Source organism: Erwinia sp. AK-PDG3-5 (assembly GCF_056821705.1).
This window is the reverse complement of the sequence record NZ_CM165967.1, coordinates 2,304,494-2,316,739: the sequence shown is the minus strand read 5'-3', so window position 1 is coordinate 2,316,739 and position 12,246 is coordinate 2,304,494. Positions and strand designations below refer to the sequence as shown.

General features: G+C 56.4%; 10 protein-coding genes. 4 read left to right on the top strand and 6 right to left on the bottom strand.

The annotated features are described in order from the left end of the window. Positions 1-8: 8 nt before the first annotated feature. Positions 9-3,908, bottom strand: coding sequence for an ATP-dependent RNA helicase HrpA (gene hrpA / locus AC1UKS_RS10710; RefSeq protein ID WP_482436792.1), 3,900 nt, complete (start codon positions 3,906-3,908; stop codon positions 9-11). Positions 3,909-4,142: 234 nt separating this feature from the next. Between hrpA and AC1UKS_RS10705 the strand changes: the two genes are divergently transcribed. After that, entirely contained in the window at positions 4,143-4,748 is a 606-nt protein-coding gene (locus AC1UKS_RS10705; protein ID WP_013202295.1) for an FMN-dependent NADH-azoreductase, read from the top strand. 62 nt (positions 4,749-4,810) lie between these two features. Here the strand turns inward: AC1UKS_RS10705 and AC1UKS_RS10700 are convergent, their stop codons facing one another. Genes AC1UKS_RS10700 through AC1UKS_RS10690 form a run of 3 tightly spaced genes read right to left on the bottom strand, consistent with a single transcriptional unit; the run spans position 4,811 to position 7,962 of the window. After that, on the bottom strand, positions 4,811-5,137 hold the full coding sequence (locus AC1UKS_RS10700) for a YdbL family probable chaperone protein (protein ID WP_482436790.1): 327 nt from the start codon (positions 5,135-5,137) through the stop codon (positions 4,811-4,813). Positions 5,138-5,147: 10 nt separating this feature from the next. Then, positions 5,148-5,336, bottom strand: a complete 189-nt coding sequence (locus tag AC1UKS_RS10695; RefSeq protein ID WP_041692015.1) for a YnbE family lipoprotein — start codon at positions 5,334-5,336, stop codon at positions 5,148-5,150. Next, positions 5,323-7,962, bottom strand: coding sequence for a YdbH family protein (locus tag AC1UKS_RS10690; RefSeq protein ID WP_482436788.1), 2,640 nt, complete (start codon positions 7,960-7,962; stop codon positions 5,323-5,325). Before AC1UKS_RS10690 ends, AC1UKS_RS10695 begins: the two co-directional genes overlap by 14 nt. 189 nt (positions 7,963-8,151) lie before the next feature. Between AC1UKS_RS10690 and AC1UKS_RS10685 the strand changes: the two genes are divergently transcribed. Continuing rightward, positions 8,152-9,147 carry a 2-hydroxyacid dehydrogenase gene (locus tag AC1UKS_RS10685; RefSeq protein ID WP_482436787.1) on the top strand — a complete coding sequence of 332 codons (996 nt, stop codon included), beginning with the start codon at positions 8,152-8,154 and terminating at the stop codon, positions 9,145-9,147. A gap of 33 nt (positions 9,148-9,180) precedes the next feature. Here AC1UKS_RS10685 and AC1UKS_RS10680 read toward each other — a convergent pair whose 3' ends face one another. After that, positions 9,181-9,456: a putative hemolysin gene (locus AC1UKS_RS10680; protein ID WP_482436786.1), complete on the bottom strand. Its 276-nt coding sequence runs from the start codon at positions 9,454-9,456 to the stop codon at positions 9,181-9,183. Between the two features lie 181 nt (positions 9,457-9,637). Between AC1UKS_RS10680 and AC1UKS_RS10675 the strand changes: the two genes are divergently transcribed. Together AC1UKS_RS10675 and AC1UKS_RS10670 are read left to right on the top strand one after the other, a co-directional pair. Beyond that, entirely contained in the window at positions 9,638-10,294 is a 657-nt protein-coding gene (locus AC1UKS_RS10675) for an MgtC/SapB family protein (protein WP_013202301.1), read from the top strand. A gap of 184 nt (positions 10,295-10,478) precedes the next feature. Beyond that, positions 10,479-10,766, top strand: coding sequence for a putative quinol monooxygenase (locus AC1UKS_RS10670; RefSeq protein ID WP_013202303.1), 288 nt, complete (start codon positions 10,479-10,481; stop codon positions 10,764-10,766). A 65-nt stretch (positions 10,767-10,831) separates the two neighbouring features. On the opposite strand, the gene dbpA is transcribed toward AC1UKS_RS10670, so the two are convergent. Next, the gene (gene dbpA, locus AC1UKS_RS10665; protein ID WP_265910577.1) at positions 10,832-12,211 is read right to left on the bottom strand and encodes an ATP-dependent RNA helicase DbpA; all 1,380 of its coding nucleotides are present in this window, start codon (positions 12,209-12,211) and stop codon (positions 10,832-10,834) included. Positions 12,212-12,246 lie beyond the last annotated feature (35 nt).

Genomic DNA, 12,246 nt, shown 5'->3' with positions numbered 1-12,246 from the left:
ACACCCGGTTAAATCACGATCTCATCCATCGCCTGCTGGATACGCTTCTCCGATACCGGATAGGGTGTGCCCAGCTGCTGGGCAAAATAACTCACCCGCAACTCTTCGATCATCCAACGCACGTCCTTCACGTCTTCATCTTCGCGGCGAACGGCGGGCAACTTGTTATACCAGGTGGACCAGGCCTGCTGAATTTTTTCAATTTTCAGCATTCTGGCGCGATCGCTGTGCGGATCGATCGGCATTTTTTCCAGCCGGCGCTCCATTGCCGTCAGATAACGCAAGGTATCAGACAGTCGCTTCCAGCCGTTCTGGGTGACAAAACCTTTGTACACCAGGCCGCCTAACTGCGCCTTAACGTCAGACAGCGCCAGCGCCATGCTCATATCCACGCGCCCTTTCAGACGTTTGTTAATATTGAACACCGCGGTGAGGATCTGCTCGACCTTTTTCGCGATGTCGACCACCGTGTCGTTCAGCTCGGCGCGAACCTTATCGTGCAGTTTGCTGTAACCCGCTTCCTGCCAGGTGGGGCCGCCGTGTTCATCAATCAGCTTATCAACACCACAGGCGATGCAGTCATCAATCAGATCCAGCACCTTGCCATAAGGGTTGAAATAGAGCCCCAGCTTGGCTTTGTTCGGCAGCTTTTCATGCAGATATTTGATCGGCGACGGAATATTCAGTAACAGCAAACGCCGCTGGCCGCGCCACATGGCTTTCTGCTGCTCATGCTGGGAGTCAAACAGGCGGATCGCCACGCTGTCTTTCTCATCCACCAACGCCGGCCAGGCCTTCACGCTGTAATTTCCGCGCTTCTGCTCGAAATGATCCGGCAGGTCGCCAAAGCTCCAGATATGCAGACCGCTCTGCTCCAGCCCGTCATCAGCGACCAGCGACAGCGTTTCCTGCACTTTTCCTTTCAACGCCAGCTTCAGCGCGGCGAGATCGCGGCCTTCATTCAGCTTGCGGTTGTTTTCATCCACCACCCGATAGGTGATTTTCAGGTGATCGGGCACCTGATCCCACTGCCAGGCTTCACGGTCAATGGTGATCCCGGTCATGCGGCGGAATTCGCGTTCCAGCGACTCCAGCAGCGGCAATTCCATTGGCGTCACCCGGCCAAGGAAGGCATCCGCATAGTTGGGCGCAGGCACCAGATTGCGGCGAACGGGTTTTGGCAGCGATTTGATCAGCGCGATAATCAACTCGCGGCGCACGCCCGGAATCTGCCACTCGAAGCCGTTCTCCTCAACCTGATTCAGCAACGGTAACGGCACGTGCACCGTCACGCCATCAGCTTCGGTGCCGGGCTCAAACTGGTAGCTCAGGCGCAGCTTAAGGTTGCCCTGTTGCCAGACGTTCGGATAATCCAGCTTGCTGACGTTGCTGGCGCCCTCTTTAATCAGCATCTCTTTGGCGAAGTTCATCAGTTCCGGCTGTTCGCGGCTGGTTAACTTCCACCAGCTATCGAAATGCCTGGCTGACACCACGTCCTGCGGAATGCGCATATCGTAGAAGGCGAACAGCGTCTCGTCATCTACCAGAATGTCGCGACGGCGGGACTTATGCTCCAGCTCTTCCACTTCTTCACGCAGCTTGAGGTTGGCTTTAAAGAACGCGTGACGCGTTTGCCATTCCCCTTCCACCAGCGCGTTACGGATAAAGAGTTCACGGGACAGGATCGGATCGATCTGGCTGTAGTTCACCTTGCGCGCGGCAACTATCGGCAAGCCATACAGGGTGACTTTTTCACTGGCCATTACCGCCCCCTGCGCCTTCTCCCAGTGCGGTTCGCTGTAGCTGCGTTTGATCAGATGCTGAGCCACCGGCTCGATCCACTCCGGATCGATACGCGCGGCAATACGGCCCCACAACCGGCTGGTTTCCACCAGCTCCGCGACGATGGTCCATTTCGGCGGCTTCTTAAACAGCCCCGAGCCAGGGAAGATCGAGAAACGGGCGTTACGCGCGCCGGTATATTCCTGCTTATCGGCGTCTTTCTGACCGATATGCGACAGCAAACCGGTCAGCAGCGCGGTATGCACGCCACGGAAATCGGCGGGTTCGCTGTTTAACGGGATCCCCTGTTCACGCACCACCTGACGCAGCTGGGTGTAGATATCCTGCCACTCGCGCACGCGCAGATAGTTAAGGTATTCCATCTTACATAAGCGGCGGAACTGGCTGGACGACAACGCCTTCTGCTGCTCCTGCAGGTAATCCCACAGGTTCACAAAGGAGAGGAAATCGGACTCTTTGTCGGCAAAGCGGCGATGCTTCTCGTCTGACGCCTGCTGCTTATCTGCCGGACGCTCGCGCGGATCCTGAATGGACAGCGCCGAGGTGATAATCATTACTTCGCGCGTACAGGCATAGCGCTGCGCTTCCAGCACCATTTTGGCCAGTCGTGGATCAACCGGTAGCTGCGCCAGCGAGCGGCCCGACGGGGTTAGCTTATAATGCTGATCCTCGCTCTGAGTGATGGCACCCAGCTCTTCCAGCAGCTTGACGCCATCCTGGATGTTGCGCTTGTCCGGCGCTTCGACAAACGGAAACGCGGCGATATCGCCCAGCCCCAGCGCGGTCATTTGCAGAATGACTGACGCCAGGTTGGTGCGCAGAATTTCCGGATCGGTAAATTCCGGGCGGTTAATGAAATCGTCTTCTGAATAGAGACGAATACAGATCCCTTCAGAGACACGCCCGCAACGGCCCTTACGCTGATTGGCCGAGGCCTGCGAGACCGGCTCAATCGGCAGACGCTGAACCTTGGTGCGGAAGCTGTAGCGGCTGATACGCGCGGTACCGGGATCGATGACGTATTTGATGCCCGGTACGGTCAGCGAGGTTTCCGCCACGTTGGTAGCCAGCACGATACGGCGACCGGTATGCGACTGGAACACGCGGTTCTGCTCGGCATTCGACAGGCGCGCATACAGCGGCAGAATTTCGGTATGCGGGAGATCGCGGCGGTTTAAGGCATCCGCCGTGTCGCGGATTTCCCGTTCACCGCTCATAAAGATCAGGATATCGCCACGGCTCTCCTGCCCCAGCTCATCGACCGCATCGAAAATGGCCTGCAGCTGATCGCGATCGGTATCGTCCGCGTCTTCCACCACCGGACGATAGCGAACCTCCACCGGATAGGTGCGGCCAGAGACTTCAATGACCGGCGCATTGTGAAAATGTTTGGAGAAGCGCTGCGGATCGATGGTCGCCGAGGTGATGATCACTTTTAAATCCGGGCGACGCGGCAGTAGCTCACGCAGATAGCCGAGTAAAAAGTCGATGTTCAGACTGCGTTCATGCGCTTCATCAATAATGATGGTGTCGTACTGCAACAGCAGCCGGTCCTGCTGGATCTCCGCCAGCAGGATACCATCGGTCATCAGCTTGACCTGAGTGGTCTCACTGACCTGATCGTTAAAACGCACCTTATAGCCAATGCAGCCGCCGAGGCTGGTTTCCAACTCGTCGGCGATGCGATCGGCCACGGTACGCGCCGCCAGACGCCGTGGCTGCGTGTGGCCAATCAGCCCGGTAATGCCCCGCCCCAGCTCCAGACAAATCTTCGGCAGCTGGGTGGTTTTACCTGAGCCGGTTTCACCGGCGACGATCACTACCTGGTTGTCGCGGATCGCGTCGGCAATGTCCTGCTTCTTCTGACTGACCGGCAAATTTTCCGGGTAACGAATCGTCGGCGTGGCCGCACGACGGCTGGCCACACGCTGTTCAGCAACGGTAATGTCCGCCGCCAGCTCGTCAGCAATCGCCTGCATCGCCGCAGGCCTGCTGACTTTTTTAGCCCCGTGCAGGCGCTTCAGCAGACGCTGGCGATCGCGCAGCATCAGCGAATCCAGGCGTGGGAAGAGCGCGGTCAGGGGAGATTGAGGTGTTGTCGACATAAGGGTATAAACTCGCTAATCGCCGTCACTCCGGCAAACAACAGATGATTCGAAGGATAAAAATTTTGCGTAGTGTAGCACAGACAACCACTTAGCCATGACTCTCTGCCGTTAACCTTGTTCAGTAAATTCGAACATAGGCCTCAGAATATTGCACTATCACTGAGGGATGTTTACCCCTAGAGTGTAAATCATTGAGTGAAATCCCTTTCACGTATCACACAGGAAATTATCATGAGCAAAGTTTTAGTTCTGAAATCCAGTATTCTGGCCGGTTATTCTCAGTCAAACCAGCTGGCCGATCACTTTATTGCAGAGTGGAAAGCCGCTCACGGTAGCGACGAAATCACCGTTCGTGACCTGGCGATGAACCCAATCCCGGTACTGGATGGCGAACTGGTTGGCGCGCTGCGTCCTTCTGATGCCACTCTGACCCCACGTCAGCAGGAAGCACTGGATCTGTCCAACGAACTGATTGCTGAAATTCAGGCTCACGACACCATCGTGATCACTGCCCCCATGTACAACTTCAACATCCCAACGCAGCTGAAAAACTACTTTGACCTGGTTGCCCGTGCTGGCGTGACGTTCCGCTACAGCGAAAACGGCCCGGAAGGCCTGATTACCGGTAAGAAAGTGGTGGTGATTTCCAGCCGTGGTGGCATCCATAAAGATACCCCAAGCGATCTGCTGACCCCTTACCTGAAACTGTTCCTTGGTTTCCTCGGCATGTCAGACGTTGAGTTCGTCTTCGCTGAAGGCATCGCTTACGGTCCGGAAGTGGCGACCAAAGCCGCTAACGATGCAAAAGACGTGCTCAAGCAGATTGTTGCTGCTTAAGTGGTGAGCTTGCCGTAAAGGGTATGCCTGAATAAAGCCGGTCACCGCAAGGGACCGGTTTTTTATTGCCCTTTCTTCAGCCACTGACCGTTGATGCCGCGCACGTATTGCCCGGCGGCAGCGCGCTCAACCAGCTTTTGTCCGGCGATGCGCCCGACTTCAGCGGCGGTCATATTATTGCGCAGTGCCAGTGCCTGATACTGCTGCTGACGGCCCTGGTTGATACGATCGACCAGCGCCTGAGCGTCAGCGTTCTGGGTAACGGCAGCGATGTAGCCGCTTAAGGTTTCGCCGACCAGCCCCTGCTGACGGGCCTCATCCAGCGTCAGGGCCATCGCTGCCGGTGACAGCAAAAGGAACATCAGCGCCAGCGCTTTTAGCTTTTTCATCATCGTCCCCTCAGAACAGTCCGCTCTGATTTTTTAACAGCGCCTCAACGTCTTTATCGACCTTGATATGGATCTCATGCTCAATTTTCACGTTCATATTGATGGTGATCGGCTCTTTTGGCGCAGCCACCTCAATACGCGGGACGCAGCCGCTAAGCAGCAAAATCCCGGCAGGCATCAGCAGGCTAATGCGTTTCATCGGTCGTTTCCTTTTGAGTCGGCAGTGCAGCGTTTTGCTCTACCCACGATTGCAAATTATCGCCAAAGCGCAGGCTGCGCCACAGCTGGAACAGGTTTTCGCGCTGGGTGTAGTTCAGCGTCACCCGCTGGTTTTTGTCGCTAAAGCGGCTGGTGCCGTTGACCTGCGCCTTCATGGTCATCGCCCCCAGATTATCAATATCGACGGTCGCCCAGCTGCGGGTGATCTCCATATAGCGCAGCCAGTCTATGGCGGCGCCGGCCGCAATATTGTTGCTGGCGATGGCATCGGCAAAATCCTTATCCATCCTGACGGTCAGAGGGCCGTTATTGGCAATCCAACCGTCTTTAATCAGCCAGTGGGAGTTGGTCAGCCACAGCGGCAGTGCGCCATTAATATGACCGGACATGGCAATCTGTTTGGGCTTCATCGCTGTGACCAGTTCGCTCATGCTGATATTTCGTAAGCGCAGCGTCGCGGCTTCGGTCTGCGGCATTTGCAGACTTTCCATGCTGAGCTGCCCGCCCAGCACCTCAACCGCAACGTTACTTAAGCGCAGCGGCTGGCGATCGCTCCATGGATACCAGCCCTGCAAATCTGCGGTGATATTCTGCAAGGCAAACTGATTTTTCACCTCTTTAATTCGCAGCGACACCGGCCCTTTGGCACCGAAATACCACTGGTGCGCCTTCAGCCTGAACGGCAGCGAAAAGTCGATGCCGTTAATTTCGTTGTCCGGCATCCAAACGCTGCCGTTGTTCACCACCCAGTGACCTCCGGCCTCGAAGCCCTGATCGGCGGCGGCGGAGAAGGCAACCTGCGCCTTGAGCGTTCCGCCCTGGATTTTCATCTTCAGGTCATTACTGAGCAGCGGTTGGAAAACCGACAGCGATTGTTGCGGCCACCAGGCCTGACCGCGCAAACGAACGCCGTCCCAGCGGCCCTGAACGCGAACGGGGCCAATATCCTCCGCCTGCAAACTGCCGTTATAGAGGAACGCCGCCGGATCCTGACCTTTCACCGCCAGGGTCAGCGTCGAAGGCGGCAGATAACCGCCGCTGCTGAAGGTGGTTTGCTGCGCATCCAGACGGAATTTCCCTGCAAAGGCAGGATGCGCAACATCGCGCTGCCACGATACCGGCGCCGCCAGCGTTAAACGCGGCGCACGGACGTTAACGTTGCCATAACTGATCTGGTCAAAGCCGGTTGATAGCGAGGTCAGCTCAATCAGCGAATCCTGCCAGCGGCCCTTGCCATTCATGTCCCATTCCGCCGACAGCGGCGCCATATAGCCCTCGCCCCAATAGCGCCAGAACCACTGACCTTTATCCGGCCAGAAGTCGTTTGCCCGTCCATCCAGATGCAGCTTAAATCGCCCCATCTGCGGATCGTGCGCGGTGAGAATGGCCTGCAGACGTCCGTCAATGCCGGCTGATGAGACTTTCACCCCGGCCAGCGGCCAGCGCGCCTCATCCACTTCCAGCGTCGAAAGCAAACGTCCGCGCATTCGCAATAATGCACCCGGCTGTAACAACAGCGTAGGATCGAGCAGCGGCCCCTGAACCTCGCCAGGTAGCCCGGCGTAGAATTGCAGTTGCGCCAGTTTACTTTCGCCGGTTAAGCGAAATGGCAGCTGGCTGTTGCTCCAGTCAAGATGGCCTGGCCCCAGCGACAGCACCACGTTGCCTTTGCCGCCTCTTCCCTGGGTCAACACGTTAAGTCGGCCGGTGATCTCGGTTGCCGCAACCCCCTGCTGCCAGTTTTTCAGTGCCAGCGTGATGCCGCCGGACAACGGTTGCGCCGCATAAGGCCAGCGCCATAGCCCTTGCTGGATCAGGATCTGTTGGTCTGAGATGGCCCAGGGCAAGGTCACCAGCGGCGCATCATCGCCCTGCTGATGCACCACCAGTTGCCCCTGCTGCTGTTGCCAGTCAAGATTGACGTTGAGCGGCGCAGGAATGCCCTGCAGCGTCATATCGGCAGTCAGTTTGCCGGCATCAGGCAGGGTGTCAGGGATTTTTGGCAGGGTCAGCGTGCCGGCAATCGTAATCGGGTCGGGGACGCCTGGGGCTTTAACGGTCAGCGAATGGATCGCCAGCTGCTGGCCGCTGAGTTCAGCATCCAGCGTGAGGTTCGGACTGCTGTAGCGGACGAGCTGTCGGGCACTGTCGAGGCTGAGCTTCAGCTCTCCACCCCAGCTTTGCCACGGCGAGATGGTCAGATTGTTGATGGCGATATCGGCACCCGGCAGCATGGCCTGCCAGTCGGCGATGGAACGCGGTGCCGAAGGGGTTTCACTGGCCGGGAGCTGGCTGGCGCAGGTGCTGTCGACCTGCACCGTCCCGGCATTAACCGCCCAGCGTCCGTTTGCGCGGCCCAGTGACAGATCCTGAACGGCGGCAAGTTCACAGTCGCCGACGCGGTAGCGCACGCCCGGGATCTGGAGCTTACCGGACTGCCAGCGGGGATTGTTGTCCAGAACCAGAGCGGTGTTGGCAGGCAGCCACACCCCGGCCAGCCGGGGAAGCCAGTGGGTTACAGTCAGCAACAGGCTGGCAATCAGCAGCACAACGACCAGCACGATCGCTATCGCTATCTGCCAGCCACGCGAAAGGCCAGTCAACATTCCGCTCCATCCGTGAATATCATAGGGTGAAATGATGGCACGGAATGTCACAAGGGAGAAGTTTTTAACAGATAATCAACGCATTCAGCGCAAATATCCGCCGTCCGTCATCTCAGGGTCGCCGCGTATTGAGAATTATTGTTACTATGCTGTCAGCGCTATTCCCTTTACGGTCACAGGAGAGAGATCATGAAACTTGCGGTGTACAGTACGAAACAGTACGACCGGAAATACCTTGAGCAGGTCAATGAAGACTACGGCTATGAACTGGAATTTTTCGACTTTCTGCTGACTGAGAAAACGGCCAAAACGGCGGTGGGCTGCGATGGCATCTGCATCTTCGTTAACGACGACGGCAGCCGAGTGGTGCTGGAAGAGCTTGCCGAACTGGGGATCAAGTTTATCGCACTGCGTTGCGCCGGCTTTAATAACGTCGATCTGGCTGCGGCGAAAGAGCTGGGCATTAAGGTCGTCCGCGTACCGGCCTATTCCCCGGAAGCGGTGGCGGAACATGCCGTCGGCATGATGATGACGCTTAACCGCCGTATCCACCGCGCCTATCAGCGCACCCGTGATGCTAACTTTTCCCTGGAAGGGTTGATTGGCTTCAATATGCACGGACGCACCGCCGGTGTGGTGGGTACCGGTAAGATCGGTCTGGCCACGCTGCGCATCCTGAAAGGCTTTGGCATGAAGCTGCTGGCGTTCGATCCCTATCCGAATCCACTGGCCATCGAGCTGGGTGCCGAATATGTCGATATCGACACGCTGTTTAAGCAATCCGACGTTATTTCCCTGCACTGCCCGTTAACGCCAGAAAATCATCATTTGCTGGATATGTCAGCATTTCAGAAAATGAAAGATGGTGTGATGATTATCAACACCAGCCGCGGCGGGCTGATTGACTCGCAGGCGGCGATTGATGCACTGAAGCTGCAAAAGATTGGTTCGCTGGGAATGGACGTCTATGAGAACGAGCGCGATCTGTTCTTTGAAGATAAATCGAATGACGTGATTCAGGATGATATCTTCCGCCGTCTCTCATCCTGTCATAACGTGTTGTTTACCGGTCATCAGGCGTTCCTGACCGCTGAAGCGCTGACCAGCATTGCGGAAACCACGCTGGAAAACCTCAGGCAGCTGACCAATAATCACCCCTGCCCGAATGAGCTAACCGCGGACTAAATGCGCTGAACCGGTCAGGATCCCTGGCCGGTATTAACGCGCGCAGGTGCCGCTTGCCAGCGCATTTTCACCACAGCGTCGGCCATTTGCCAGCTGGCACATGCCCACGGAGCTGCCGTCTAACTGACGTGATAAGGCTAAGGTTCCCCCGGCGTTTGCACAGGTGCTGGACGCTAAGTCGGACATCACCACGCGAGGTGGCACATGCGCACTGGTAGCCTGTTGCGGCGGTTCGTTGTCGGCTTCATTGCTGCTGCAAGCGGACAGCAACAGCGCACAACCAACAAGCAGAAAGGTCGCTGGTTTCATTTATTCTCCGGGGAACGGTAATTATGCAGAAAGCCAGCATAAGCTACGATCCCAGGCGGGTCGATAGCTGTCACGAATATTTACCAAATTAAAATGCCTGAAATAGCAATAGCCTGCCGTCTCATTTTATCTCGGGTAAAATTAAGCAACTGCAAATGCCTACAAATCAGAAGGATAATCTATGTTAATGGATCTGCTGCTGCGTATCGCCTTAGCGGGAGCGTTGGGAGGGTTAATCGGCCTTGAGCGCCAGCTCCGCGCTAAAGAGGCTGGTTTACGCACCCATATTCTCGTCGGCATTGGCAGCGCGATGTTTATGATCGTCTCTAAGTACGGATTTGATGACATTATTGCTCAGACGCATATTGGTCTGGATCCCAGCCGTATCGCCGCTCAGGTCGTCAGCGGCATGGGCTTCCTCGGTGCCGGCACCATCATTATTCAAAAGCAGGTGGTCAAAGGCCTGACCACCGCGGCAGGGCTGTGGGTTACCGCCGCCATCGGTCTGGTGATTGGTAGCGGACTGTATGAAATTGGCATTTATGGCACCCTGCTGGCACTGATTGTGCTGGAGACCTTTCGCCGCATCAGCCACTGGCTTATTGGCCGCCACCACACCCTGATCTTCCACCTTAAGCCCAAAAGCGTGCCGTTGGTGCTAATCGCGTTAGAAAAGGAGCGCGTTCGCACCGGTCAGGTATCGGTGGTTAACCGGGATGTTGAAACCGGACTGTGTGAAATGACAATCGACGTGACATTGTCACGCAATATCGCTCCGCATCAGATTTATGACGCGTTGTTAGAGATTAAAGGCGTGACGTCGGTCGAGATGCAATAAACGCCTGCCAATTTATCAGCCTGTGCGCACGCGGCCTGTAGTCGCCTGACAAATGTGGCATGATGCGTTGATGCATCGCCTGAAAGTGACTGAAGATGGCAAAGAATGCGTATCTAAGGCAGCAGTTTACAGGGTCAGGTGGGATTTCCGGCCTGACTGGCAAGGTAACTAAAAGGAGAAGTGGATGACCGATAAAAATATCCTCATCGTAGCAAAGTTCACTGCCCGGCCTGGCAAGGCGGATGAGTTAAAAAAAGTGCTGAATAACGGCGTGAAACCGGCCCGTGCTGAAGCGGGTTGCCTCCATTACGATCTGTATCGCAGTGTGGAAGACGGGAACGTGTTTCTGTTCCATGAAACCTGGAAAAATGCCGAAGCGGTCGAAATTCATGGCGGACAGCCGCACTTCAAAACGCTGATGGCCGACGCCGAACCGTTGCTGGCGCAACCGCCTGAAGTGCATAAAATCTGATGTTTACTGACTGAAAAAAAAGGCCTGATTCGCTCAGGCCTTTTTTATTGCGGGTGATAAAGCGGCTATTTCAGCAAGCGCGCCCGGCAAGATTTGCCTTTGATTTTCACCTGCTGTAACTGCTTCATCGCCTGACGCGCGGTGTCCTGACGGATTGCGACATACGCCTGGGTTGGCGCGATATCGATTTTACCAATCACGTCGCTGCTCAGACCGGCATCACCGGTCAATGCCCCGAGAATGTCGCCAGGACGGATTTTCGCCTTACGGCCACCATCCAGGCTCAGGGTCGCCATTTCGGCCAGCAGCGGCTGTGCGGCCACCGATTTCAGCTCGGACACCTTATGCCAGCTCAGCTTCATCTGCAGGAAATCCTCCAGCGCATGGGCTCGCACCATCTCATCTGGCGCGACAAAGCTGATTGCGCACCCTTCTGCGCCGGCACGTGCGGTACGGCCAATACGGTGGACATGCACTTCCGGGTCAAAGGAGAGCTGATAGTTAACCACCATCGCCAGCGATTTAATGTCCAGCCCACGCGCGGCAACATCGGTGGCGACCAACACGCGGCAGCTGCCGTTAGCGAACTGAATCAGGACCTGGTCACGATCGCGCTGCTCTAAATCGCCGTGCAGCGCCAGCGCGCTGATTTTGGCGCTTTCCAGCGCATAGGCGACGTCATCACATTCGCGCTTGGTGTTACAGAACACCACGCAGGAGCTGGGTTTTTGATCGCTTAACAGACCGATCAGCGCGGTTAACTTTTCACGCGCACCGGCTTCATAAAAGCGCTGGTCGATGGTCGGTAAATCAGATACCACGTCGGTTTCAACCGCGACCGGCTCACGCTGAATATTCTGGCTGATACGCGCGATATCCTGCGGCCAGGTTGCCGAGAACAGCAGCGTCTGGCGCGATGCCGGACAGTATTTGATGATTTCTTCAATATCTTCGCGGAAGCCCATTTCCAGCATCCGGTCCGCTTCATCCAGCACCAGGGTGGCGATCTGATCCAGTTTCAGCGTTTCACGCTTAAGGTGATCAAGGATACGGCCTGGCGTACCGACCACAATGTGCGGCGCATGCACCAGCGAATCGCGTTGAGCACCCATTGGCTGACCGCCACACAACGTCAGGATTTTGATATTGGCGGCGAAACGGGCCAGACGACGCAGCTCTTTCGCCACCTGGTCAGCCAGTTCACGCGTTGGGCACAACACCAGCGATTGCGTGACAAACTGGGTCACATCAATGCGGTGCAGCACACCAAGGCCAAAGGCGGCCGTTTTTCCGCTGCCGGTTTTGGCCTGAGCGCGAACGTCCTTCCCTTCCAGGATCGCCGGTAAAGCGGCCGCCTGAACTGGGGTCATCGTATGGTAGCCAAGCTCATTCAGATTCTCGATCTGGCTGGCTGGCAGGGCTGTCAGGGTTGCAAAAGAAGTCACACATTACTCTCTGATAAAACCGGCGGGCGGATTGG